Genomic DNA, 24809 nt, shown 5'->3' with positions numbered 1-24809 from the left:
GCTTGCGTGGCCGTCTGATCGTTAAAAGGCTGCTTGTTGCTCGTTACGAGTTTTCAACGACTCGATCGTCTCCCGCTCGATTGTTTCGACTTCGCGTTGTTGCCAACCAGGCATGAGGAACGCATCGACGAGTGCCCAAATGCCTGTGATGATAGCACCGAAACCAATCGTCAAAACGACCATCAAGAGCATGGCAATGCCTGTTCCTGTTTTCTTGAAATAGAAGCGGTGAGCACCAAATCCTCCGAGGAAGAGCCAAAGCAAATACGCAACGACGAGATTGCGTTTCTTTTTCTCGACTTCGCTGTTGACGAGGAGCATTTCCTCAGTCGTTAAATCGGTACGTGAATAATTCATGGTGTGGTGTGCCTTCTTTCCAAAAATTGATATAATAAATGCATTCTTTATTGTACCGGGAAACGGATGAATTCCCATGAATTTCTATTTATTTTTTTAGAAGAGAGGAAGAACCAAATGGGCTTTGCCATTTTGACGTTCATCGTCGCGTTTATTCACATCATCGCGGGAGCGGTCGTGTTACATAAGTATCCGCAATATAAATCGATTGCCATCAGCGTGATTGTCCTTGGCTTCATGTATGGACTATTGACGGTCGGGTTTATCGTGTTATGAAGAAGCGTTCGGTAATGCTTCGTGTTCGGGAGAAGTTTTCGAACCAAGACGTACTGAAACTAGGGACGGGCGTTATGCTCGGGATGGTCGTAGTGGAACTCCTGCTCGGGGACGTGCCTCAAAGTACTTTGATGTCGTTCGCGTTAGTTTTTTATTATTGGCGCCATGACGTGGCGTATTCACAGGGTGACGCGACGGGGAAAGCCATCGGGGAACAAGCAAGTACGTTCACGCTTCGCGTCGTGATTGTCGCGTTGATGATCGGGTTCTTCATCTCGTTTCGGGTCGAGACAATCGACTATTCGTTGCGCGCGCTCATGCATTACGGACTGGCGCTCGTCTTCGGATTAAAGGGCTTTGGTCTCTGGTTTTTTCAAGACCTGGAACCTTCTGTCGAACGTCACGTATAACATAGCGAGCGAGACCGGTAAAGCGACAGCTTGACCGGTCTTTTGTCGTCAGGATCTGTGGTTGAAGTCCCCGGATAACGTGAATAGACCAAAGAGTGTCGTTGTCTGTTTTTGAACGGAAGGAGTCCTGTTATGTGTACAGCCATCACGTATTCGACAAAAGACCACTATTTCGGACGCAATCTTGACCTGAACGTCTCTTATCACGAGCAAGTGACGATCACGCCCAGGAACTATCCCTTTAAATATAGACGAGTCGACGATGCCCCTCATCATTACGCGATGATCGGGATGGCGACAATCGTCGACGACTATCCGCTCTATTATGATGCGACAAATGAATCGGGTCTCAGTATGGCCGGTCTTAATTTTCCGGGCAACGCCGACTTCAAACCGGAGGCGAGCGGGTTAGACAATGTGTCTCCGTTCGAGTTCATCCCTTGGATACTCGGACAGTGTGCCACGGTGGGCGAGGTGAAGCAACGACTCGAGACGATCAACTTAGTCAACATCGATTTCAGCGACGTACTTCGGCTTCACCCGCTCCATTGGCTGATTGCCGACCAACAGCAGTCGATCGTCGTGGAACCACTTAAAAATAGATTGCGTGTGTACGACAATCCGGTCGGCGTGTTGACGAACAATCCGTCGTTCGACTATCAACTGTTCAATTTGAACGACTACCGTCATGTGTCGACGAAGCTACCGGACAACACGTTTGCGAAAGCACTCGAGCTCGAACCGTATTGCCTCGGCTTAGGCGGTCATGGGTTACCCGGGGACTTATCGTCGACGTCGCGATTCGTACGAGCGACGTTCGCCAAATTCAACTCGGTCTCCGGGCAGGCCGAGTCCGAGAGCGTCAGCCAGTTCTTCAAGCTGTTGGACACCGTGATGCAGACACGGGGGCTGAACGAGGCAGCAGATGGGACGTTCGAATATACGACCTACTCGTCTTGCTGCAATATGGACCGAGGCATCTACTACTATCAAACGTATGAGAACAGCCAGATCACGGCCGTGTCGCTGTTCAATGAAGACTTAGACGGGACGCGGCTGATTGTTTACCCGCTCGTCACCGGGCAACAGATTCATTACGCGAACTGACAACAAGCCCTCTTGCCCAGCAGAAAGCTGAAGCGAGAGAGCTTGTGTGTTATAGAGCGGAGGTTTATCGTTCGTGTTGCCAATTTTCGTATAGACGCTCAGTCTCTTATGTTTTTACACAGTCGTCGTTTGCTTCTGTGTACCATTTTTATGTCTACGCTGCCTCAAATGTATTCTGAGTGCACGATAGTCTTTTATGTTCACCTATCTAGTTATTAAAAACAGTATCATTCTACCAAATAGTAAATCATCATAACTTCGTTTTTTTGCCTAGTGCTGTAGAGAGCATCCAGATTTCTTTTTCAAGTTGTTCGATGTGTGATACAAAAGTATCCTCGATGGCTTCATCTCCATCTTCGAATTGCTCCATGGCTTCTTGCATCTCTTTACGAATCGCTTTAAAGTCCTCGATTATTTCTTCAATCATCATATCCGTAGAATTATTACGGTCACCTTCATTTAACGTTGCATGATCAAGGTATTCTCTCATCGTTGCGTAAGGTGTTCCATCATTCATAAGAAGACGCTCAGCCACGTCATCATAAAGTTCAGCGGTTAATTTGTATAGTTCCTCCAACTTTTCATGATATGTGAAAAAGTGTGGGCCGCTAATATACCAATGGTAGTTGTGTAATTTGACATAGAGTAGTCCGTAGTTCGCAACTTCTTTGTTCAGTGTGTCCAATGCAATCTGACTTGCCATCATAAATTCCTCCAATGCATTTTTATCCATCTCTTAACAAACACATTTAAAAAAGCTGTCATCTCGATTATTATGCGATTTAAACATTCAAGGGCAACGAGAGTGTTACACATAAAAAACGAATTTCTGACAACTCTTTGGTACCCATTATATCCATATCGATAACGGCTTGGCTCAACATATGCAAAGGTCTACGTGACAATTGAGGGAATACCCCTATATACGAAGAAGTGATTATCGATAATAATTATCATGTAATATAAATTATCAAGTAGGAGGAATTATCATTTATGAATGAAACAATTATTAAACCAATGCCTCGCATCGGTGAACAAGCTCCAGCATTTGAAGCGAAAACCACGCATGGGACGCTCACGAATAAAGACTTTGAAGGAAGATGGTGGATTCTTTTCTCACACCCATCTGACTTCACTCCTGTTTGTACATCAGAATTTATTGCTTTTCAAGAAATCTACCCTGAACTTAAAGCTCGCAATACTGACTTGATCGGTCTCAGTGTTGATAGTGTGTCATCTCATATTGCTTGGGTTTTGAATGTAAAAGAGAAGTTCGGTGTCGAATTGACGTTCCCGATCATTGCAGACCTTGATCAAAAAGTCGCAACGGACTACGGGATGTTGATGCCAGAAGGCGGGACAACGGAGGCGTCACGAGCGGTCTTTATCATTGATCCGAATCAAACAGTACGTACAATCATCTACTATCCTTTGAGCTTAGGACGCAATATGCAAGAAATTTTGCGTGCGCTCGACGGACTTCAAACTGCGGACGAACATATGGTTTCAATCCCTGCAAACTGGGTGAAAGGTGATAAAGTCATTGTCAAACCGCCTAAGACACAGAAAGAAGCTGAAGAACGGGCAAAAGACCCACGATACGAGTGTGTAGATTGGTATTTCTGTAAAAAGGAAATTTAAAGTTATAAACGAGCCATACCTTCCTCAGAATTCTCTGATAAGGGTATGGCTCGTGTCGAATTGAGGGAATCCCCCTATGTGTCTTGCATGCGCTTTCAACTAAGATAGTAATGTGATAAATCTCATGGTTGATTGTTGTAGTTTGTTCAAAAGAGATGATATCAATCAGAGAGAAAAACAAAAGAGGGGGAGTTCCATGAAAACGCGTTTTCGAGTCGTTATTATTGGCGCTGGGACAGGAGGAATCAGTGTCGCTGCGCGTCTGTTGAGAGAACGAAAGAGCTTGAACGGAGAGGTGTTATTAATCGATCCGGCTGAAAAACATTATTATCAACCGCTCTGGACACTTGTGGGAGCTGGTGCTGCCCAGAAGTCAGAATCAGAACGTGATATGGAAACGTTGATTCCAGAAGGGGCTGAGTGGTTACAAGATAGAGTGACCACGTTCTTACCTAATGAGCAACAAGTAGAGACATCTAAACACGGGAAGATACAATACGATTATTTAGTCGTATCGCCGGGGATTGAAATTGATTGGGAAAAAATCAAGGGTTTGAAAGAATCACTAGGCACGAATGGAGTTTGTAGCAACTACTCGTTTGAACATGTGGATTACACATGGGAAACGTTACGTCAGTTCAAAGGCGGAACGGCCCTTTTTACGCATCCTGCATCTCCGGTGAAATGCGGGGGGGCGCCGCAAAAAATTATGTATCTCGTCGAGGACCATTTACAGAAAAAAGGACTTCGTGATCAGAGTGAAATCATTTTTGGTTCGGCAAATCCAGCAATATTTGATGTTGAAAAATATCGCAACGCGTTGGAGAAGGTAGTTGATCGAAAAGACATCGAAACACATTTTCGTGTCAATTTAATAGAGATTCGTGCTGAAGAAAAGATCGCTGTATTCGAAGATTTAGACGGAGATCGTGGATTCGAAATTCGCTATGACATGATTCATGTCACACCACCGATGCGTTCACCACAATTCATTCGAAACAGTCCCTTAAGTGACGCAGGAGGATGGGTCAATGTTGATAAACATACCCTCCAACATCAATCGTTCAATACCGTTTTTGGGATTGGAGACTGTACAAACCTTCCCACATCGAAAACAGGGGCGGCGATTCGTAAGCAGGCCCCGGTCGTTGTGGCGAATTTGCTGTCACTTATCGACAACATGCCCGTGGTGGCTTCTTATGATGGTTACTCTTCGTGTCCGATTGTCACAGGATATAACAAGTTAATCCTCGCTGAATTTGATTATGAGAAGGTTCCCCAAGAGTCGATGCCGTTCAATCAAGCAAAAGAGCGACATAGTATGTACATCTTGAAAAAAGATTTCCTTCCGATCATGTATTGGAACGGCATGTTAAAAGGGACGATGTGAGGGGGAGTAATATGAATTCTACAGTTCACGGAGAACAAACTCTCGAGAGCGTCTTGACTCAGCAAGATGTCGAAAAAGCATTAGTTTCGCTTGCCGCCCGCTTGCCGGAGATTGAACGATCACTTCGAAGAGTAGAGGACGCGATTGATTTTGGGCACGCCAGTTTAATGGATCAAGCCGTACGGGAAAAGCTTGACGTGTTAATGGATACGTCAAATCTGAATATCGATACATGGACAAGTGCGATAAAGCTGACAGAAAAACTTCCTTTATTATTGACGCTTATAGAACAAATGGAACAATTATTTATGTTTATGAAAGACGCTTATGAAGATGAATCGACGCGAGATATCGTCGCGGATCGCCTTGAAGGCTATACGAAGCCGTTGGTCGAGAAAGCAACTGAAACTAAAAGTATTGCAGAAGAGGTTCGCCGACGGGCCATGAATGACACAAAACCGATTTCGCTCTTTATGATGATGAAATGGTTGAAAGAACCTTCAGTACAACAAGGGCTACGATATATCCAAGCCACAATTGAAGTCATGTCAGAAAAAACGATAAACAAAAAATAAGGAGGATACGCACACATGTTACTACGTTATTTTTACGATGAAAAATTGGCACATGCGTCATATTTAGTAGGTTGTCAAAAAACAGGAGAGGCTATCGTGGTCGATCCGATGCGAAACATTACGCCTTATCTTGAAACGGCGAAAAAGGAAGGTCTTCACATCGTAGGAGCTTTAGAAACGCATATCCATGCGGATTTCGTCGCTGGATCACGTGAACTCGCAGCTGAGACTAGTGCCACTATGTACATCTCGGATGAAGGTGATGAGAATTGGAAATACGAAAATTTAGATGGTATTACAGCTCAGCTCTTGAAGGATGGGGACTCTTTCCCGATTGGTAATTTAAAGTTTGAGGTCATGCATACACCTGGACACACGCCGGAAAGTATCTCGTTCCTGCTTACCGACCAAGGTGGCGGCGCGGATAAACCGATGGGGATTTTCACGGGAGATTTTGTGTTCGTAGGAGATGTGGGGCGACCGGATCTATTGGAAAAAGCAGCAGGGATTGTAGGCACTTCTGAATCTGGCGCGAAGGCGATGTATCAATCAATCGAGAAATTTAAACAACTACCGGATTACCTTCAAGTCTGGCCGGCCCATGGCGCTGGAAGTGCTTGTGGTAAATCACTTGGGGCTGTTCCTTCTTCGACAGTCGGGTATGAGAAAGAGTTCAACTGGGCGATGCGTTTTAGTGATGAAGCGAGCTTTATGAAGGCATTGCTCGAGGGGCAACCGGAACCGCCGCGATACTTTGCCGTCATGAAGCGCGTGAACAAAGTCGGCGTACCGCTTGTTCATGAGTTGCCAGCTGTCAAGAAAATGGAGGGAGACATAATTGCAAACTACGTGTCAAATGGGCATCTTGTAGTCGACACACGTCCATCCGATCCATTCAAAGTGCAACATTTGGAAAAAACAGTAAATGTGCCATTTGACGCATCTTTTACAAATTGGATGGGATGGATTGTCGACTATGATACACCTTTCTATCTTATTGCGGAAGACGAGGAAATCGAGGCAATCAAAATCGCGCTTCGCTCGATTGGAATCGATAATTTAGCTGGATATGCGATACCTGAAGACGTCAAGTTCAATGATGTATATGAAGAGATTGAACCGAAGGATGTCCGAGAGTATCTTCAGCAGGGGGCTCATTTGATTGATGTCCGAAACTTGACAGAGTGGGAGGCTGGTCATATTGAAGACGCACAACACATCATGCTTGGCTCATTAAATCGTCGCATCGAGGAAATCCCTCAAGCTGAACAAGTGATCGTGCAGTGCCAGTCCGGGGCACGCTCAGCAATCGGGACGTCGATTTTACGCCGTCATGGCATTAACGCTATCAATATGATTGGTGGATACAACCGATACGAAAGCGAAGTCGTCAAATAAGAAACAGAAGGGCCCACCGGACGCGAGTTTCTGCGTCCGGTCTGTTTTAGTATGAAAAAAATTATAAGGAAAAGGATGATGGATGTTGGATTGGTTATGGTTTGTGACGATTTTTATGATCGGTTTTATCGGCTCGTTTATTTCAGGAATGGTAGGCGTCGGTGGGTCCATTATCAAATATCCGATGCTTCTCTATATTCCACCGGCTCTAGGATTTGCTGCATTAAGTGCGCATGAAGTATCCGGAATCAGTGCGATTCAAGTCTTTTTTGCGACAATCGCTGGAGTTTTTGCATATCGAAAAGGTGGATATTTAAATAAGCCGCTCATTTTATATATGGGGAGTAGTATCCTCATCGGCGGACTGATTGGTGGATTTGGATCAACGTATATGTCTGAAAATGGTATTAATATCGTCTATGCCGTATTGGCAACATTAGCTGTCATTATGATGTTTCTTCCGAAAAAAGGGGACGAATCTAAGAAAGCTGATGAGATTGAGTTCAATCGACCACTGGCCGCCTCGCTTGCATTTGTGACAGGGTTGGCGTCTGGTATCGTCGGAGCGGCTGGGGCTTTTATTCTTGTTCCAATCATGTTGCTCGTCTTAAAAATTCCGACACGTGTGACAATTGCGACATCTTTGGCCATCACATTCATTTCATCGATTGGATCGACAGTCGGAAAAGTGGCGACGGGACAAGTGTTATACGAACCTGCGGCTGTCATGATTGTTGCTAGTGTAATCGCGTCGCCACTTGGAGCGAAGCTCGGTCAAAAAATGAACACAAAAATCCTCCAATGGATTCTTTCATTACTTATTTTAGCGACCGCAATCAAAATTTGGTCGGACTTGCTCGCATGATGAGAAGCATATAATAAAGAAGGGGAGTATGAAATATGTTCAACGATCCGGTTTTCATGAGTCGGTCTTTAACTGGATTGACGCTCGGGTTCCACGTAATCTTCGCGACACTCGGTGTAGGGATTCCTTTGTTGATTTTGTTGGCAGAATTTATCGGGATTCGTCGGAGTGATGAAAAGTATTTATTGCTCGCAAGACGTTGGTCACGAGGATATGTCGTGACAGTGGCGGTAGGCGTCGTTACAGGAACAGCAATCGGCCTTCAACTTTCTCTTCTATGGCCAAGCTTCATGCGTTTAGCTGGTCAGACGGTTGCCCTGCCCCTTTTCATGGAAACATTCGCCTTCTTTTTTGAGGCAATCTTTTTAGGGATCTATCTGTATACATGGGGGCGTTTTAAAAACCCATGGTATCATCTATTGCTAGGGATACCGGTCGCCTTTGGGGCAATCATGTCAGCTTTTTTTATTACTGCGACAAATGCATTCATGAATCAACCGATCGGGTTTGACTTAGTCGACGGTAAGCTAGCGAATGTCAATCCGATTGAAGCAATTTTTAATCCGGCGATGCCGACGAAGATGGCGCATGTCATCACATCGGCTATCCTTACAGCCGCTTTTGTTCTTGCTTCTATCGCAGCGTTTCATCTGTTGCGCCGTAACGACTTATCTCATGAAGGGGTTCACTATCATCGTCGTGCGCTTCGATTGACGATGACTGTCGCTTTAATTTTTGCTATGGCGACGGCGATTATTGGTGACTTCTCTGGAAAATACTTAGCAAAATATCAACCAGAAAAACTCGCAGCGGCAGAATGGCATTTTGAGACTTCCTCTGAGGCGGAACTGATTCTTGGAGGGTGGTTAGAGCAAGATGGGGAAGGTGGATATGAAGTCCGTGGTGCGATCAAGGTCCCTTACGCCTTGTCCATTTTAGCAGGAGGACTTCCAAGCTACGAAGTGACTGGTCTCGACGAGTTTTCTATTGAAGATCAGCCTCCTTTATACGTCCACTACTTATTCGATGGAATGGTCGGAATCGGAATGCTCCTTGCTTTGATTGCGTTTCTATTCGTGCTCGGGAATTATATTCGTCGTCTTGATTCGTTTCACCCTTGGATGCTCCGTGCAATTTTGATAGGTGGACCGCTCTCTATGCTCGCAATTGAGTTAGGTTGGTTCTTTGCTGAGATCGGAAGACAGCCATGGATTCTATACGGGCTCATGCGTACAGGTGAAGCGGCGACAACTTCTAGTTCGGTCGGCTGGATGTTTATCCTATTCTTGATTCTTTATGCCATATTAGGTACCGTTACAGTTTCTGTTTTGATTAAGATGTTCAAAAAGAACCCGATTCAAAAAGAATTAGACCGGAACGAGAAGACGGGTGAATCTTTCTTTGAGGAATCATCAAATGAAGGGGGGACCTCATCATGATTGAAATGATTGGAATTACAGTGCTGTGGACGTTTCTATATGGATATTTGATTGTGGCTTCGATTGATTTTGGGGCAGGGTTCTTCGCCTTCTACAGCAAAATCAAGAATCGAGAAAAACAAGTCAATACATTGATTCAACGTTATCTCTCTCCGACATGGGAAGTGACGAATGTCTTCTTCGTTTTCTTTTTCGTTGGGATTGTCGGTTTTTTTCCGGATACGGCTTATTATTATGGTAGCGCCCTCTTAGTACCGGCTTCGATTGTGTTAATTCTTTTGGCGGTAAGAGGTAGCTTTTATGCGTTTGCGAATTATGGTTCAAAAGAAAGTACACTCTATGTGTTTTTATATGGCGCGACGGGGCTGTTTATCCCGGCCGCGATGTCGACCGTTTTAACGGTCAGTCAAGGTGGGTTTATTGAAGAAGTAGAAAACCAGGTCGTGTTTAAACCAATCGAGTTATTCACAAGCCTTTATTCTTGGTCTGTCGTTTTAATGGCCGTTGTATCGGTTCTTTACATCAGCTCTATGTTCTTACTCTATTATGCGCATCGCGCAGAGAATGTAGAAGTGGAGAATTTAGTGCGTGGCTGGGCTAAACTTTGGAGCATTCCGACAATAATCGCTTCTGTTTTTGTGTTCATCGGATTGAAGTCCCATGCACCTTGGCACTTCGAACAGATTATGGATACGAATGGGATTGCATTTCTCGCGAGCTTCATCTTTTTCTTGGCCGCCCTTTATTTTAGTTTTTCAAGAAAAAAGTATGGTCTTGGTTTTTTAGCGGTCATGGCACAGTATGCTGCGGCATGGTTTGGATATGGAGCCACGCATCTCCCTTACATCTTGTATCCATATATAAATATTCAAGACGGTGTGGTCAATGAAGCGATGGCGGTCACATTAATTATTGCATTTATCGCAGGTCTCGCCTTACTTGTTCCTGCTTTATATTTGTTGCTTCGTTTGTTCTTGTTTGACCAAACTTACGTGAAGGGAATGAATCGAGGTGGAAAAGCATGAGTGGAGAGGAGCACCTCTTGTTCGGTGATAACAGATTGAAAAGACTAGAGAGACAAATATTTGACGTTATAAAAGATGGGATCATTGTAATGGATGCTAGTCGCATTATTTTAGAAATGAATGAAGCCGCCTCGATGCTCACTGGCTGGGTGGTTGGAGAAGATGTACCTTATTGCTCTTTTTGTCAAAATAGAGAAGTGGTGGCAGGTGAACAGCGCTGTTACCTGATGGAGCATAAACAGTCACCATATCTGACATCAGAGATGCCAATATATTCGGGGAAAATGTTAGATGTAGAAATGAGTACAGCTCAGATTTTAGAAGATCCTCTAACTGGAACGATGGCATATGTACTTGTCTTGAGAGATTTGACAGAGCGAAGAAAGCGCGAAGCACACGAAATGAGAGAGCGGATGATGAGGGAGTTAATTCGTGCAAGAGAGGAAGAGCACGAGCGTCTTGCGAAAGAACTTCATGACGGCGTAGGTCAGTCATTATTCACGATTTCATTAGCTTTGGGGTCATTACGGGCAGATGTCCAAGACCCTGAGCGACGTGCTTATATCGCCTCTGTACTTGACGAGGTGGCGCGCCTCATCGATAATGTCAAAAATTATTCTCGCCAGCTGAGACCGATTGAAATCGATCGATTTGGCCTTGTATCTGCCTTGAACGTATTGGTCGATAGTTTTATGACGCAATATAAGTATACAGACTTTCGATTACAAACTTTTACGAATCGACGCTACGATAACATCATCGAGATTAACCTTTACCGAATCGTGCAAGAAGCACTTGTGAACTGTGTGAAATATGCGGATGCGAAGACGGTTGAAATCAAAGTGTTTGAACAGGATGGATGGATTAATTTGTTGGTAAAAGATGATGGTAAGGGTTTCGATACAAAAGATACTGCGTATATAAGTGGTCTAGGACTGCGTCACATGGAAGAACGTTCAAAGGCGCTAAATGGCACATTTACATTAGTGAGCATTCCAGGGCATGGAACAGAGATTGCGGTATCGGTGCCGATCGAGAGGCGTACATTATGAATCGCATAAGAGTGTTGATTGTGGACGACCATGAACTCGTCCGGAAAGGACTCCGATTAATGTTTCGGTCGTATGAAGAAATCGATGTGGTCGGAGAAGCAGAAGACGGGACGAAGGCGATTCAATCAGCAATTCAGTTCAGTCCCGACATTGTTCTTCTTGATATCACAATGGGTAGCGGACTAGATGGATTTTTAGTATTCCAGGCACTAAAAGAGGAAGCACCTGAAGTGAAAGTCATATTTTTGACGATGCACGACGAAGAGGCCTACATCAGACGTGCGATCGAGCTTGGTGTTCCCGGATATATGTCAAAAAACAGTGACCCGGGACGTCTTGTAGAAGGAATCAGACAAGTCCATCAAGGGAACCGTTTTTATAGGGGACTTGCCCCAGAAGAAGTATTAAAGCAGATGTTCAACCAATCAAAGTCATCAGAGCAATCTGTTCTGACGAGACGAGAGCTAGAAATCGTTCGGCTCTCGTCTCTCGGATACAGCAATATCGAGATTGGCAGGCAGTTAAATATTAGCTCGAAAACAGTGGAGAACCACAAAGGGAGAGTCATGAACAAACTTCAAATCCGACATCGGCACGAGCTCGTGCAGTTTGCAATCAAGAATCGAATGATTGACCTTTGATTAAATGAAGTAATGGTCAGGAAATCATCTCCTTTTTTTCTGTCGAATCTTTGAACCATCTGTTTAGTGCGATGGAACTGTAAAGCGGAATGGATTGCTGTTGAACGATAAAAGCCAATGTGACGAGAAGTGCCGCCTCCGCACCGAACGAGGTTGCGGCGAGACCGATTGAAATCGATAAATTTCGTAACACGGTCCCGTTGACGAGAGCGATGCCATCGGCTCGGCTCAATCGCTTCACGGCGACCCATGTGCTGATCACGTAATTCAGTCCGTAGAATAGAATGAGTGCGCCGAGTGCCTGAACTAAAAGAGCAGGATTTTCCAAAATCGTTGTGGCACGCATACTGACGCTCGCAAATACGACAAATAACATCGACCATACACTGAGAGGGGCGAAATTCGGCTTAATTGTGCGTTTAAATGTCTGTTCATCGGTCCAGTGCAAAATCAAGACATAAGTGACTTGACCAAGAATCATCGGGACGAGGATGATAAGAACAATTGTTTGAAACGTGGCAAGAAGATTGATCTCCACGAGCTGTCCGACCATGCCATATAAGTACCAAGGGGTTAACAAGGAACCGACTAAAAGACCGATAATCGTCAGCTTGATGGCGACAGAGACGTTGCCTTTTTGAAGCATCGTCCAAGAAATCGTCATTCCGCTTGTGGGTAATAGAGCCGACAAGGCAAGACCTGCAAACAAGAGAGGCTCGTCTACTAGCAACGTGTGTCCGATGACATACGCGATGGCTGGGATTACGATAAAGTTTAAGAGTAGGGAGTAACCGACGACGTTATTCCCTCGTCGTGATGTGAGCTCGCTCCATTTGAAACCTACCATCGTCGCATAAATCATGAGGATGGTCGCAATCAAAATAAAAGGCTGCAACGCTCTCGTATCGATGAGGCTACCGATGGTGAAGCCGAGAAACAGGACAATTGGGACGCTGAGTGTCAAAAATTTTTGGGGGAGTACATATAGATTACGCATACAAACATCTCCTTGTCCGTCGTTAGAGAATTTATCGCTAACTGACGTGGGTTTTGATAAACTGAAATATACGATTTAGGGTATCTGAAGTCAACTGATGAAAAACAAGGAAACGACAAAGAATGGCTTTATATCAATGAATCATAGTTAGAAGTTGAGGGGAATTCCCTACATCGGGAACGGTTAATCTAGGGAGAAGGAGGAGTCATGGAAGCAATAACGGTGTTAATCGTAGATGACCATGCGCTCGTTCGACGAGGGCTCAAGTTAATGTTACAGACTGCACATGGGATCAACGTCGTCGGTGAAGCCGCAGACGGGGCAGAAGCAATCCGATTGGCGATTCAAAAAAGGCCGACCGTCACGTTGCTGGATATTACGATGCCTGCAGGGTTGGATGGGTTTTTGACCGCTACTGCTTTGCAGAACGAACATCCGGATGGAGAAATCATTCTGTTGACGATGCATGATGAGGAGGCTTACGTGAAGCGGGCGTTAGAAATTGGTGTGCGTGGATTTTTGTCAAAAAACACGGATCCCGATGAAATGGTGGAAGCAATCCGAAGTGTGGCAAAAGGACGGCGTGTGTATCGTACTTATTTGAAGGATGAGGTTATTCGTGGCATGATTCAGCAAAGCAAGAAGAAAGATGCATCGATTTTATCACGTCGTGAAGAGGAGATCGCTCGTTGTACTGCCCTTGGCTACTCTCTTTCGGAGATTGGGGAGCGGTTAAACATCAGTCCGAAGACGGTTGAGAATCACCGAGGGCGAATCATGCAAAAGCTGCAACTCAATCATCGACATGAGCTCGTCCAGTATGTCTTGAAAAATCGACTGATGGACGAATAAATCGTCGAATTAACAGTCTAAACAAACACGACACTCTCACGAATGAGAGCGTCGATCAGAGGACATTGTTATAGAGCGGGGCTTCAGCGCCTGTGCTGATGACTTTCAAATGACGCTCGTCTTTCATATAGACGCTTTTATACGCCACACGTTCATCTTCATAGAACAGAATGACGCGGTTGCCGTCGTTGTCTGTCTCGACTTTCGGTTCATATTGTGCGACATCAATCGTCTCTTCGAGCACGCTATACTCTTCGTATGTTGACAGGTCGTCTGCGTTTGAACAGGCGACGAGAAATAGGGAAGCGACCATCGCGAGAAGTGCTTTCTTCATCGTATCTCTCCTTATTTGATAGTCCGTCTATCAAATATAACGTAGATTGACGTCTTTTTCAAAAGTGAATGAAACTTTGATCATTTTTCTTCGTATAGATTGAACAGAGGAGGGGAAATGATGAGCGGACGTAACATGGCAGTAGCGGTGAGTGTTGGTTTAGTGGCCGCAGCGGTTCTATTCGGTGTGTCCTCGTATCTGTTGTTTCTCATCGCGAGTGTGCTGTTTTATCGGTGGCACCGACGAAAAGTCGGGCAGTATCCGACCTCGATCAGAGAACGTTTGTTTTGGCGTTCGAGTGAGAAGACATGGCTTGTCGCAATCATCGTGTTCATTGTGATCTTCTTAATCGGGTTTGGTGCGACGCGCGTGACGCAATCGACACAACAGCTCGCACTGACCGCGTTGACGTATTTGTTTGCGACAAAAGGACTGTTCTTGATGAATGAGATACATATGTATGAGCAAGCGGTTGAACAGGAGCAGGATGAGAGGTAAGGCATCTAGCTGTGACAAAGACGAGATGACAGAACGGGTACGACAATAGGCTGAAGCGGACATTCGACGCCGCTCCATCGTGAGATCGAGTGCGAGTTGTAAGAAAGCTCTTATTTCATTTCACTTTATAATGAAGAACGGAAGGACGTCTGTATCGTGAGGAGGGACTTAATGAGGGAAAAAATATTGTTTGCGTTTCTGCTCTTTAACGCAATCGTATTTGTATTGGGATGGTGGAATGGGGAGTTCATCATGATCACGTGGACAGCGTTCGGTGTTGTCGTGCACACGTATTATCATGAGCAACTCGAACGGCTCGACGCCGAGACAATCATATCGCTACAACGGACGGTCGATTCGAAGTTGGTGTCGTCGCTCTCGTTCGTGACGATTTTCGTATTTTTTGTCGTCGTCTGGTTCTTTGATGAGATGACCGTTCCGTTACTTGATACGCTGTACGTCATCGTCGGACTGGTGATGGTACGACGGGGTCTTTTGCTTCGACGCGCCATACTCGATGAAATGATTGATACGACAAATATTGTTTACATGAAGAAAAGCCCGAGCTCCTAAGCCCGGGCTTTCGTTATGCAGATTTGTCTGACCCGTCTTTTTTCTCTTTCCGAGCGAGCGTCAAGATTTGGTACACCTTGAAGAAGTCGTAAGCGGCTACGGCGATGATGAAGTACGTCCAGAAGCTGAAGCCATACTCCTGCACCGAGTAGTAGGCGAGGACCGTAAACAGAATCCCGAATGAGAGACTGAACAAAAACATGACTTTTAAGTGTCGCGGCATATGTGCCACCTCATTTCTACATTAAAAATAGTACGACCATGACGAGCGCATTGTTGAACGCGTGAATCGCGATCGGGACGATCAAGCGACGCGTCTTAGCGTAAGCGACCGTGAAGGCGAAGCTCATCGCCACATAGACAAGGATCTTGTTGTCGCCGTGGATGAGTGCGAACAAGAGTGAACTGACCGCAAACGCGATCCAAAACCCGAAGCGGGCGCTCAAGTTCCCGAACAGGATGTGGCGGAACAAAATCTCTTCCATGATCGGTCCGAGCAAGACGACTGAGAGCGTCATGACTGGGACGAGACGGACGATATCAGCGATTTGCTCGGTGTTTTGTGACCCTACGAGATCACCTGATATCGCGGTCTCAATCAGGTTGGCGACGATGACGAGCCCGTACTGCATCAAAATCCCGAGCCCGATCCATTTGACCGTGTCGTTCAAGTTCGACTGGATGCCTTGTTGCTTATACAGCTTCAAGTCCGGCCAAAGCAAGAAGAACGAGATGACAATCGTTAAACTGAAGCCGATTGCGAACCAAAGGCCGGTCGACAGCGGGGTGATCCACTCGGGACGGACTCCACTAATGAGCAGCGGGAAGAACTGCACGAACGCGTAGAGGAGAATTGGGATGATGTGCCGGATCCGAATGTTAGGCGCCATCGAAAACCGGGTATTTATCGATTGGTTTGAGTTTAATGTGGCCAATTCAACACTTCCTTATTCACAAGAGTTAAGCGTTCCTTTTGACCATTGTAACAAATAAGGTCTCTTGACCGCGAGTGGAAGCATTTTCCGATGTTCCCGCTTGCATTTTTCATCGTCTCATACTACACTAAACAGTGTTAGCACTCCATTTTGATGAGTGCTAAAACTTACGATACAACGATACATCATTCATATTCGGAGGAGGTTTTTTCAATGTTAAAACCACTAGGAGATCGCGTTATCATCGAAGTCGTGGAGAAAGAAGAAAAGACGATCGGAGGCATCGTGCTTCCTGACACGGCGAAAGAAAAGCCGCAACAAGGGAAGGTCCTCGCAGTCGGCACAGGCCGTGTGACAGACCAAGGCGAGCGGATCGCTCTCGACGTCAAAGAAAATGATTTGGTCATCTACTCGAAATACGCGGGTACCGAAGTGAAGCATGATGGAAAAGAATACTTAATCGTTCGTGAGAGCGACATTCTAGCAATCGTAGGCTAAGACTCACCATTCTTCAAAACTTTTTTTAGGGGGAAATGAACAATGGCAAAAGAAATCAAATTCTCAGAAGACGCACGTCACGCAATGCTTCGCGGCGTCGACGCACTCGCTGACGCGGTAAAAGTAACGATCGGACCGAAAGGACGTAACGTCGTCCTTGAGAAGAAGTTCGGCTCACCACTCATCACGAATGACGGTGTGACGATCGCGAAAGAAATCGAACTCGAAGACCACTTTGAAAACATGGGCGCGAAGCTCGTCGCGGAAGTCGCGTCGAAGACGAACGAAGTCGCAGGGGACGGTACGACGACAGCGACAGTCCTCGCTCAAGCGATGATCCGTGAAGGTCTGAAGAACGTAACAGCGGGCGCGAACCCGATGATCCTTCGTAAAGGCATCGACAAAGCGGTTCGCCGTGCGCTCGAAGAACTCAAAGCCATCTCGAAACCGATCGAGTCGAAAGAAGCGATCGCGCAAGTTGCGGCCATCTCAGCTGCTGACGAAGAAGTCGGCGAATTGATCGCTGAAGCGATGGAACGTGTCGGCAACGATGGCGTCATCACGATCGAAGAGTCACGCGGCTTCACGACGGAACTCGACGTCGTTGAAGGCATGCAGTTCGACCGCGGATACTTATCACCATACATGATCTCAGACTCAGACAAGATGGAAGCGGTACTCGACAACCCGTTCATCTTGATCACAGATAAGAAGATCTCGAACATCCAAGAGATCATCCCAGTGCTCGAGCAAGTCGTGCAACAAGGGAAACCGATCTTGATCGTCGCTGAAGACATCGAAGGCGATGCGCTCGCGACACTCGTCTTGAACAAGCTCCGTGGTACGTTCAACGCAGTCGCGGTCAAAGCACCAGGATTCGGCGACCGTCGTAAAGCGATGCTCGAAGACCTTGCGACGCTCACAGGCGGCCAAGTCATCACAGAAGACCTCGGTCTCGAGCTCAAGTCGGCGTCACTCCAACAGCTCGGACGTGCATCGAAAGTCGTCGTCACGAAAGACACGACAACGATTGTTGAAGGTGCTGGCGATGAAGCGACGATCAAATCGCGCGTTCAAACGATCCGTAACCAAATCGAAGAGACATCGTCTGACTTCGACCGTGAGAAGCTTCAAGAGCGTCTCGCGAAACTCGCAGGCGGCGTAGCCGTCGTCAAAGTTGGCGCAGCGACAGAAACAGAACTCAAAGAGCGCAAGCTTCGCATCGAAGACGCGCTCAATGCGACACGTGCAGCGGTCGAAGAAGGCATCGTCGCAGGTGGCGGTACAGCCTACATCAACGTCATCCCAGCGGTTCGCGCACTTCTTTCTGAAGTGACAGCGGATGAGGCGACAGGTGTCAAACTCGTCCTCCGTGCGCTTGAGTCACCGGTCCGTCAAATCGCGGAAAACGCGGGTGAAGAAGGTTCGGTCATCGTCGAGAAGCTCAAGAACGAATCGGTCGGTATCGGCTACAACGCCGCGACTGGCGAGTACGTCGACATGATCGCATACGGTATCGTCGATCCGGCGAAAGTGACGCGCTCAGCGCTTCAAAACGCAGCGTCAGTCTCGGCCATGTTCCTCACTACAGAAGCGGTCATCGCAGACAAGCCAGAACCAGCAGGCGCTGGCGGCGGCATGCCTGACATGGGCGGCATGGGTGGAATGGGCGGAATGATGTAAGTCATACGCTTTAACCGGAACCATTCATCAGCGAAAGCTGATGGGTGGTTTTTATTTTGTCTTTAACATAAATTTTTAAACCTTAACATAAATTATGTTATGATTAAAAAAAACATGTTAAGGAGGATTCCCCGATGAAATCTTATGTCGAAGAAACGATGCATGTCGACGTAAAAGAAACAGAGAAGCAGTTGCAATTGCCTCTTTCAATAAACAATGCGTATAAGTTTCGTCAATGGATCATTCAGGGTCAATCTATTCTGTTTGCACTTCCTCGAACAAATGTGAGTGTCATAACACTTGAAAAACATTTTAAAAAATTGAGCAAAATGACGAATACACCAGTTGTTTTTGGTTTTAACACGTTGTCTACGTATAAAGTGAACCAGATGACAGCAAAAGGAATTCCTTTTATTCTGAATGAGCAACAGATCTATATGCCGTTTATGGGAATTCTACTGCACAAGTCTCATCTCCGTGAATTATCGGAAGTGACGAAGGTTTCACTTCAAACTCAACGTTTTATCTTGCTCAGTATTTATAAGAATTGGACAAGACTGACTCTAGCTGAGGTGGCGATTCAGTTAGGTGTCTCTAAGATGACGGTTTCACGTATATTTGATGAGTTAGAGGGAATTGATTCACCACTTGTATATCGAGATGGTAAAGAACGAGTTTTTTCTAGAAAAGAAGACACACACACGTTTTGGGACACATTTTATCCGTATTTATTTAACCCGGTGGTCCGTGACTATCGATTAGAGAAAAAGATTCAACCCAATACACTCATGACAAGTGGTTTATCCGCATTCAGTGAGTATACGATGTTAAACGGACCTGACTATCCAATTTATGCGATCACACGTGAAGAAGAAAAAGCACTTTTATTGAAAGAAATGAAGACGGTCCGGTCCGATGAAGATCCTGCATGTGTAGTGCAGATTGTGAAATATCGCTTAGAGTTAAATGAAGGGCGACACATGGATCCTTTATCTGTCATTTTATCGTTGTCTGATTATGAGAAAGAAGATCCTCGGATTGGAATTGAAATCGAGCGATTAATGGAAAGGGTGTTGCAGGGATGGAAGGATTAGAAACGTTCAAACAATATTTCAAGGAGTATAAAGACCACTACGTTCTAATTGGTGGTGCTGCCTGTGACGTTATTTTCTCGGAAGAAGACGGATCCTCGTTCCGAGCGACAAAAGATTTGGACATGGTGTTGATAGTTGAAGCGTTGACGCCAGAGTTTGGAGAGCAGTTTTGGTCATTTATCCGTGATGGAAAGTATGAACATACTGCAAAAAGCACAGGTACCCCGCAGTTTTATCGTTTTGATAAGCCACAAACTAATCATTTTCCTTATATGATTGAGTTATTCAGTCGATCTCCATTTGAATTAAATACCCCCAATCATCTGACACCACTACCGATCAACGATACTGTCTCAAGCTTATCTGCGATTTTGCTCGACGAAGACTATTATCACATGCTCGTAGAGGGACGTAAAACGATTGATGGTGTCGTCGTATTATCTGAACGTTATTTGATTCCCTTCAAGGCAAAAGCTTGGCTCGATTTGACTGAACGTAAGAGACACAATCCATCTTTATCTTCACGGGATATTAAGAAACATAAAAATGATGTGACGCGATTGGCATCCCTACTCATCAGCAATGAAGTATGTGAGTTGCCACCCCGCATTCAAGAAGATATGAATCAGTTTATGGCATTATATCGTAAAGAACCGACCGACCCTAAATCGTTAAAATTGCCGATTACGTCGGCTGAAATCATCGAAGTGTTAGACCAAGTGTATCGAACGAAATAACAGGGGTGCCGTAATTCAAACGGTATCCCTATTATTTTGCTGCAGAGCTGGAGTATATGGTTAATGTAGCTGAGGAAGTGTTGCGCTTCATTTGACAAATCGTCGAACAATTTAAAAATGAGCCCGGTATCGTACCGAACTCATTTCATTTACTTATCGTTAAGAAGTTGAATAAATGGTGGTAGTCCTTTTTCTAATAACAATTCGAAAACCTCCATCATATCTTCAACATCGTTATCGTTAACGTCTAGAAGGTACTGGAGGATCACGCCATCAATGGCCCCTAATAACCATGAGGTTAATGCTTGATTCAATCGTGTATCTTCAAGTCCGTATACATTGATTAAGATTTCTTCAATGCGGAAAGTCCATTCTTTATATTTTTGTTTGAATTTTAGCTGTAATTCCTGATTTCCTAATAGTATTTCGTGTGCGAAATGGTATTGCAGACGATTTTCCGCATCTTTTTTAAAGCGTTCTTCCGTCTTTTGCAAAATTTCTTTCTTCACCTTGTCTTTTCCTAACTCTTGCTTAGCAATTCCTTTTGCAATCCGTGTAGAATCGGAAAGACTTTCATCTAGAAGATCATATAAAATGTCATCTTTATTTTTGTAATAATGATAAATTGCCCCTGTGCTCATGCCAGCTTCCTCTGCAATCGCTCTTACTGTCGCCCGATTAGATCCGTGCCGACTGATTACTGTTCTTGCCGCAGCAAGTATTCTTGATTTGCCATCTACCTTCATAATGAATCCTCCTTACAAAATTAAGAATAACATAGCAAGAGAAATAACTTAAATTCATTATTGTGAATTATTTCACATTGACTATTCGATTTGCCGGGTATACACTAAAAACATAACGAACGTTCGGTTTGTTAAATCCAAGAATGAGGTGAAAACATGGTTATTTGGCCGCATGTAATATCTATGCCAATCTATTTCGCGCTTCTGTTAGGTGTAATTGTCTTCTTTCGTAAGCACTACAAGCTTTCTGCATACTTTTGGCTCGCTTCCCTGTTAACGTTTCCGTTGTGGTTAATGGGAAACGTAGACGGATGGTTTCGTTGGGTAAAAATATTAAGTGTCATCATTCCGACAATCATCGTTGGATTTTCTAGAATTGCCGTGCAGGAAGATAAGAAAGGTCCTATCTGGGACTTTCTGAAAAAAGATGATTTCTTGTGGTTCTTTTACGCCATTCTGTTCCTCAACATTGCAGAAGCGACGATTAAGGACATAACTCTTGAAAACTATTTTAATGCCGCTTGTGGATTCCTTCTATGTGTGACAATTCCGTTCGCACCAAAATACTGGAAAATCCTAAAAAACTCTTCGGCAGATTTGGTTGCCTATACGACAGGATCTTGGAACTTCATTTATACGTCATGGAACGCTTGTTTTGTGTATGCCGAATCTCCAATGTACTTCGCTAGTTCTTTATGTATTTTATTAGCAGCCGAGTTGTACCCGGTTATGAAAAAACGTCCTGAATTATACATTACGGCTCGTATATATACGCTAGCGGCACATTTATTGTTAAGAGCTTGTTTTGATGTGTTTCCAAAGGTCATGGATTCCACTTCATGGTTTAACCCACAAGTATTGAGCGTATGGGGAATCATTAACTTTGTAATTATCGTTCCTTATGTATTCTGGCATATGTGGCAGTTGCACAATAACAAAGCACAATATAGTTTTAAACGGTTGAAGTCGGCATAAGTCGTTTTTTGTTACACATACTTGTTCAATAGTGAGCAAACTAAAAGAGTTTCAGAAGGCGCCGTCATGGGTTTGTTATACGAATCAACAGACGTTATGGGATGGGGAATATGGATCTTTGTCCTGTTTGCACTAATGGCTTTTAATGAATTCAGCCGAACTACAAAATGGGGTGGAATTGCCTTATTTCTAATCCTTCCTGTAATATTAACGATTTTTGTTTGGCCAACAACAGCGGCCCCGGGTAATGAGTATGGAACAGGTACTTGGTTTAACTGGGTCAAAACGTATTCTGCTTTGGCGGGATGTCTTGGCTTCATGGCCATTCGTTATTACCCGTCGATCGCGAAGAAGAAGTGGGTCCTATGGTTTCCACCGGGAATTTTAGCGCTCAATATTTTAGAGGCATGTATTCGTGATTTTCAAGTTTATATGTATGGTGCCTGGGATGGCGCATATATAGATAACCTCTGGGTAATGTCAGGGCCATGGAATATTATGAATGGAATAGCGGGGTTACTAAATATCATTGCGATCTGTGGATGGGTCGGCAGTGAACTACTCACCACTTATTTGCTTCGCAACTTGAAGTGGGAGCTTCTTGGGAAGACCGTGCTTTGACCAGCCACGGTTGTGGACCAAGCTCGTCGGGCAGTCCCTGCCCTGGAGTGTTTCAGTCGGCGAGACCCAACAGGTTGAGGCTCGCGTTGACGTCGCGGTCATGGTGCGTGCCGCATACGGCGCATGTCCACTCGCGGACGTGCAGGTCCTTCTTGCCATCGTTCTCGCCACAGGCCGAACAAACCTGGGTCGAGGCGAACCACGGGTCGGCCTGGATCAGTGTGCGGCCGTGGAACCTGCATTTGTAGGCGAGCTGGCGGACGAACTCGCCCCATCCGGCGTCCCCGATCGATTTTGCCAGGCGGCGGTCCTGCATCATCTCCCTCGGCTTCAGCGTCTCGACCACGACGACTTGGTTCTCGTCGACGATGCGTCGCGACAGCTTGTGGAGGAAGTCATGTCGGCGGTTCCGTACCTTTTCATGCTTTTTGGCCAATAGGAGCCGCGCCTTCTCGCGGTTCCGGCTGCCGGGCTTCTTGCGGGAGAGCGAGCGCTGCGCCCGTCTCAGCCTTCGCCTCCTCGTGGATGGCGATGCGGTCCTCGAGCAGCTTGTTGTAGATGAACCGGGCACAGCCGATCGTCCTGACCAGGAAATCGGCCTGTTCCGACGTCGGGTGGAGCCGGTATTTGTAGCCATTCAGCATGTCTCCCCCTCCTCTCGGCCGATGATCGTGATGAACGCCTTCCTCATCCGATACCCGCGACGGGGGAAGGGAAATCTGACGGAATCACGAACTTCTGTTCGTCATATCTGTCACAGGGGTGGCCAAGAAGTTTATGTACGGGCGATTCATCTCCCACCTACGCTGGGCTTCGCCCCAGACGCTTAGAGGTGGGAGAATTCTCGCTTAATTATGTTAAAATTTCTAATGACAAATCAAAAGATATGATTTGGCCAGATATGATTTGGCCTTGGATTATCGCATATGATTTATGGAACTTCGCGTACGTCTATAACTGTATTTCAGATCATTCGTTTTACGCTGGATTTGCGCTGTTACTAGCCTGTACGATTCCTTCCTTCTTCATCAAAAAAGGCGCGTGGCTACAACATCGGGCTCATACGCTAGCTCTATGGATTATGTTTATTATGACCGTTCCTTCATTTGCAGATTGACTTGCACCTGTAGCCTCGACACATGACCCATGACCCAAGAGCGTTTTTCATCGTCAGTTTAGTGTCCTTGTTAGCTAATATTGCATTAGTCGCTTATCAGTTTTACCGTATTCGCAAGTTGAAGCTCAATCCGCTTAAGGATGAGATATACGTGGATACAAAAGCGTATAAAGAAATCATGGAAGATAATGGATTGAGTGCTTAAGTGATTCGTATCCATTGATTAAAAAAAGCCCAGGAAGAATCACACGTCGGATTCTTCTTGGGCTTTTCGTAGTTCTGCTTCTTTATATACTTTTTCTCGTGTGCGTTCTCCGATGGACAAGATACGAACAACACCTTCAAGTTCATCCTCTTCTGTAATTTGCATAATCGTCAACTGATCTTGTTTGACGGTATAAACGAGACGAAGGTTCATAGATTTATACTTTAATTTATAACACCCAGTTAATTTGCCACGGAGTGGTTCCCCGTAACCAAGGGGATCGATTTTCAATTTTTGATCGATGTCCTGTTTAATGATTCGGATAATCTGTGCATCTAGTTTTTTGAGTTCTTTGACGGCTTTTCTATGAAATTCGACTTTGAACATATTACTCGATGCCTAATTCCTTGAATACGTCGTCTGCATCTACAAATTCATCTGGATGTTGAGCGGCGTCGTTCAAACGAGAGAGTAGTTCTAGTTCTTCAAGAAGAGCAGCTTGTTGCTGAATCAATTCAGTCATTTCTTCAAATTGGTTAAATCCAACGAGCACAGTATCAATTTCCCCTTGTGCATTTGTCACGAACAAAGGGACAGCTTGTGCTTTTTCACGAACTTTTTTAAAAGACCGGGCAACAGTTGTCGTTGGAATGATTTGGTCAGCCGTCAATGTCACAGCTGATTTTTCTTTTAGTGTTCCCATCTTCATGAGCCTCCTTCACAACGTTTTACGTTACATATACTATACCATAAAATGCGTATTATTAA

At 45.2% G+C, this 24809-nt stretch carries 33 protein-coding genes and 1 pseudogene; 23 read left to right on the top strand and 11 right to left on the bottom strand.

Going from position 1 to position 24809, the window contains the following annotated elements; genetic code table 11:
• Positions 1-21: 21 nt before the first annotated feature.
• Positions 22-357 carry a TM2 domain-containing protein gene (locus tag EVJ30_RS04950; protein ID WP_131468236.1) on the bottom strand — a complete coding sequence of 112 codons (336 nt, stop codon included), beginning with the start codon at positions 355-357 and terminating at the stop codon, positions 22-24.
• 117 nt (positions 358-474) lie between these two features.
• Here EVJ30_RS04950 and EVJ30_RS15265 point away from each other — a divergent pair, with 117 nt between their 5' ends.
• The 3 genes from EVJ30_RS15265 (at position 475) to bsh (ending at position 2150) form a co-directional block, all read left to right on the top strand.
• On the top strand, positions 475-633 hold the full coding sequence (locus EVJ30_RS15265) for a hypothetical protein (RefSeq protein ID WP_016509914.1): 159 nt from the start codon (positions 475-477) through the stop codon (positions 631-633).
• Complete coding sequence (locus tag EVJ30_RS04945; protein ID WP_161568817.1) at positions 630-1043, top strand: hypothetical protein; 414 nt, start codon at positions 630-632, stop codon at positions 1041-1043. Before EVJ30_RS15265 ends, EVJ30_RS04945 begins: the two co-directional genes overlap by 4 nt.
• 132 nt (positions 1044-1175) lie before the next feature.
• Positions 1176-2150, top strand: a complete 975-nt coding sequence (bsh, locus tag EVJ30_RS04940) for a choloylglycine hydrolase (RefSeq protein WP_131458209.1) — start codon at positions 1176-1178, stop codon at positions 2148-2150.
• A 250-nt stretch (positions 2151-2400) separates the two neighbouring features.
• Here the strand turns inward: bsh and EVJ30_RS04935 are convergent, their stop codons facing one another.
• On the bottom strand, positions 2401-2883 hold the full coding sequence (locus EVJ30_RS04935) for a Dps family protein (protein ID WP_236635990.1): 483 nt from the start codon (positions 2881-2883) through the stop codon (positions 2401-2403).
• A gap of 260 nt (positions 2884-3143) precedes the next feature.
• Here EVJ30_RS04935 and EVJ30_RS04930 point away from each other — a divergent pair, with 260 nt between their 5' ends.
• The 9 genes from EVJ30_RS04930 (at position 3144) to EVJ30_RS04890 (ending at position 12176) form a co-directional block, all read left to right on the top strand.
• Entirely contained in the window at positions 3144-3791 is a 648-nt protein-coding gene (locus tag EVJ30_RS04930) for a peroxiredoxin (protein WP_070329005.1), read from the top strand.
• Positions 3792-3987: 196 nt separating this feature from the next.
• Positions 3988-5181 carry an NAD(P)/FAD-dependent oxidoreductase gene (locus EVJ30_RS04925; RefSeq protein ID WP_131458211.1) on the top strand — a complete coding sequence of 398 codons (1194 nt, stop codon included), beginning with the start codon at positions 3988-3990 and terminating at the stop codon, positions 5179-5181.
• A gap of 11 nt (positions 5182-5192) precedes the next feature.
• Positions 5193-5756 carry a hypothetical protein gene (locus tag EVJ30_RS04920; protein WP_131458213.1) on the top strand — a complete coding sequence of 188 codons (564 nt, stop codon included), beginning with the start codon at positions 5193-5195 and terminating at the stop codon, positions 5754-5756.
• Between the two features lie 15 nt (positions 5757-5771).
• The gene (locus tag EVJ30_RS04915) at positions 5772-7154 is read left to right on the top strand and encodes an MBL fold metallo-hydrolase (RefSeq protein ID WP_131458214.1); all 1383 of its coding nucleotides are present in this window, start codon (positions 5772-5774) and stop codon (positions 7152-7154) included.
• A gap of 115 nt (positions 7155-7269) precedes the next feature.
• A complete protein-coding gene (locus tag EVJ30_RS04910) occupies positions 7270-8019 on the top strand; it encodes a sulfite exporter TauE/SafE family protein (RefSeq protein WP_236635548.1) in 750 nt (249 codons plus the stop codon).
• Positions 8020-8054: 35 nt separating this feature from the next.
• Positions 8055-9458 carry a cytochrome ubiquinol oxidase subunit I gene (locus tag EVJ30_RS04905; protein ID WP_070329010.1) on the top strand — a complete coding sequence of 468 codons (1404 nt, stop codon included), beginning with the start codon at positions 8055-8057 and terminating at the stop codon, positions 9456-9458.
• Positions 9452-10483, top strand: a complete 1032-nt coding sequence (locus EVJ30_RS04900; RefSeq protein ID WP_070329011.1) for a cytochrome d ubiquinol oxidase subunit II — start codon at positions 9452-9454, stop codon at positions 10481-10483. Before EVJ30_RS04905 ends, EVJ30_RS04900 begins: the two co-directional genes overlap by 7 nt.
• Complete coding sequence (locus tag EVJ30_RS04895; RefSeq protein ID WP_083274130.1) at positions 10480-11535, top strand: sensor histidine kinase; 1056 nt, start codon at positions 10480-10482, stop codon at positions 11533-11535. The genes EVJ30_RS04900 and EVJ30_RS04895 overlap by 4 nt, the downstream gene beginning before the upstream one ends.
• Positions 11532-12176, top strand: coding sequence for a response regulator (locus EVJ30_RS04890; RefSeq protein WP_070329012.1), 645 nt, complete (start codon positions 11532-11534; stop codon positions 12174-12176). The genes EVJ30_RS04895 and EVJ30_RS04890 overlap by 4 nt, the downstream gene beginning before the upstream one ends.
• Positions 12177-12192: 16 nt before the next feature.
• Here the strand turns inward: EVJ30_RS04890 and EVJ30_RS04885 are convergent, their stop codons facing one another.
• Positions 12193-13173, bottom strand: a complete 981-nt coding sequence (locus tag EVJ30_RS04885; RefSeq protein ID WP_070329013.1) for an arsenic resistance protein — start codon at positions 13171-13173, stop codon at positions 12193-12195.
• A 207-nt stretch (positions 13174-13380) separates the two neighbouring features.
• Between EVJ30_RS04885 and EVJ30_RS04880 the strand changes: the two genes are divergently transcribed.
• Positions 13381-14025: a response regulator transcription factor gene (locus tag EVJ30_RS04880; RefSeq protein WP_070329014.1), complete on the top strand. Its 645-nt coding sequence runs from the start codon at positions 13381-13383 to the stop codon at positions 14023-14025.
• 55 nt (positions 14026-14080) lie between these two features.
• Here EVJ30_RS04880 and EVJ30_RS04875 read toward each other — a convergent pair whose 3' ends face one another.
• Positions 14081-14359 (bottom strand): hypothetical protein, encoded by a 279-nt coding sequence (locus tag EVJ30_RS04875; protein ID WP_131458219.1) that lies wholly within the window; start codon positions 14357-14359, stop codon positions 14081-14083.
• A gap of 120 nt (positions 14360-14479) precedes the next feature.
• On the opposite strand from EVJ30_RS04875, the gene EVJ30_RS04870 reads away from it, so the two are divergent.
• Complete coding sequence (locus EVJ30_RS04870) at positions 14480-14857, top strand: hypothetical protein (protein ID WP_131468234.1); 378 nt, start codon at positions 14480-14482, stop codon at positions 14855-14857.
• Between the two features lie 252 nt (positions 14858-15109).
• Positions 15110-15430, top strand: a complete 321-nt coding sequence (locus EVJ30_RS04865) for a hypothetical protein (RefSeq protein ID WP_131458223.1) — start codon at positions 15110-15112, stop codon at positions 15428-15430.
• 13 nt (positions 15431-15443) lie between these two features.
• On the opposite strand, the gene EVJ30_RS04860 is transcribed toward EVJ30_RS04865, so the two are convergent.
• Positions 15444-15653 (bottom strand): YdiK family protein, encoded by a 210-nt coding sequence (locus tag EVJ30_RS04860; RefSeq protein WP_070329018.1) that lies wholly within the window; start codon positions 15651-15653, stop codon positions 15444-15446.
• Between the two features lie 16 nt (positions 15654-15669).
• Positions 15670-16320 (bottom strand): CPBP family intramembrane glutamic endopeptidase, encoded by a 651-nt coding sequence (locus EVJ30_RS04855; protein ID WP_070329114.1) that lies wholly within the window; start codon positions 16318-16320, stop codon positions 15670-15672.
• A 258-nt stretch (positions 16321-16578) separates the two neighbouring features.
• On the opposite strand from EVJ30_RS04855, the gene groES reads away from it, so the two are divergent.
• From groES to EVJ30_RS04835, 4 genes are all read left to right on the top strand, one after another.
• Entirely contained in the window at positions 16579-16863 is a 285-nt protein-coding gene (gene groES / locus EVJ30_RS04850; RefSeq protein ID WP_016510840.1) for a co-chaperone GroES, read from the top strand.
• A 42-nt stretch (positions 16864-16905) separates the two neighbouring features.
• Complete coding sequence (gene groL / locus EVJ30_RS04845) at positions 16906-18546, top strand: chaperonin GroEL (protein WP_131441534.1); 1641 nt, start codon at positions 16906-16908, stop codon at positions 18544-18546.
• 134 nt (positions 18547-18680) lie between these two features.
• Positions 18681-19640 (top strand): hypothetical protein, encoded by a 960-nt coding sequence (locus EVJ30_RS04840; RefSeq protein ID WP_131468232.1) that lies wholly within the window; start codon positions 18681-18683, stop codon positions 19638-19640.
• Positions 19628-20377: a hypothetical protein gene (locus tag EVJ30_RS04835; RefSeq protein WP_131468230.1), complete on the top strand. Its 750-nt coding sequence runs from the start codon at positions 19628-19630 to the stop codon at positions 20375-20377. Before EVJ30_RS04840 ends, EVJ30_RS04835 begins: the two co-directional genes overlap by 13 nt.
• A gap of 149 nt (positions 20378-20526) precedes the next feature.
• Here EVJ30_RS04835 and EVJ30_RS04830 read toward each other — a convergent pair whose 3' ends face one another.
• Positions 20527-21123 (bottom strand): TetR/AcrR family transcriptional regulator, encoded by a 597-nt coding sequence (locus EVJ30_RS04830; protein ID WP_131468228.1) that lies wholly within the window; start codon positions 21121-21123, stop codon positions 20527-20529.
• A gap of 156 nt (positions 21124-21279) precedes the next feature.
• On the opposite strand from EVJ30_RS04830, the gene EVJ30_RS04825 reads away from it, so the two are divergent.
• Positions 21280-22098, top strand: a complete 819-nt coding sequence (locus tag EVJ30_RS04825) for a hypothetical protein (RefSeq protein WP_131468226.1) — start codon at positions 21280-21282, stop codon at positions 22096-22098.
• Positions 22099-22164: 66 nt separating this feature from the next.
• Positions 22165-22719: a DUF5692 family protein gene (locus EVJ30_RS04820; RefSeq protein WP_236635988.1), complete on the top strand. Its 555-nt coding sequence runs from the start codon at positions 22165-22167 to the stop codon at positions 22717-22719.
• A gap of 52 nt (positions 22720-22771) precedes the next feature.
• On the opposite strand, the pseudogene EVJ30_RS04815 reads toward EVJ30_RS04820, so the two are convergent.
• Positions 22772-23221, bottom strand: a pseudogene (locus tag EVJ30_RS04815) (RNA-guided endonuclease TnpB family protein); the annotation flags it as partial.
• On the bottom strand, positions 23139-23363 hold the full coding sequence (locus tag EVJ30_RS15335; RefSeq protein WP_236635987.1) for a helix-turn-helix domain-containing protein: 225 nt from the start codon (positions 23361-23363) through the stop codon (positions 23139-23141). The pseudogene EVJ30_RS04815 and the gene EVJ30_RS15335, both read right to left, overlap by 83 nt.
• Before the next feature lie 242 nt (positions 23364-23605).
• Here EVJ30_RS15335 and EVJ30_RS15395 point away from each other — a divergent pair, with 242 nt between their 5' ends.
• Both EVJ30_RS15395 and EVJ30_RS15390 read left to right on the top strand, forming a co-directional pair.
• Entirely contained in the window at positions 23606-23836 is a 231-nt protein-coding gene (locus EVJ30_RS15395) for a DUF5692 family protein (RefSeq protein WP_370250777.1), read from the top strand.
• A gap of 22 nt (positions 23837-23858) precedes the next feature.
• Entirely contained in the window at positions 23859-24041 is a 183-nt protein-coding gene (locus EVJ30_RS15390) for a DUF5692 family protein (protein WP_255417718.1), read from the top strand.
• A gap of 39 nt (positions 24042-24080) precedes the next feature.
• Here EVJ30_RS15390 and EVJ30_RS04805 read toward each other — a convergent pair whose 3' ends face one another.
• Together EVJ30_RS04805 and EVJ30_RS04800 are read right to left on the bottom strand one after the other, a co-directional pair.
• A complete protein-coding gene (locus tag EVJ30_RS04805; protein ID WP_131468224.1) occupies positions 24081-24428 on the bottom strand; it encodes a type II toxin-antitoxin system RelE family toxin in 348 nt (115 codons plus the stop codon).
• Position 24429: 1 nt separating this feature from the next.
• Positions 24430-24744, bottom strand: a complete 315-nt coding sequence (locus EVJ30_RS04800; RefSeq protein WP_131468222.1) for a hypothetical protein — start codon at positions 24742-24744, stop codon at positions 24430-24432.
• Positions 24745-24809 lie beyond the last annotated feature (65 nt).

It is taken from the genome of Exiguobacterium sp. SH5S13, from assembly GCF_004337085.1.
Taxonomy (GTDB): domain Bacteria; phylum Bacillota; class Bacilli; order Exiguobacteriales; family Exiguobacteriaceae; genus Exiguobacterium; species Exiguobacterium aurantiacum_A.
The sequence above is the reverse complement of the archived record's forward strand: the minus strand, read 5'-3'. Positions and strand labels throughout refer to the sequence as shown.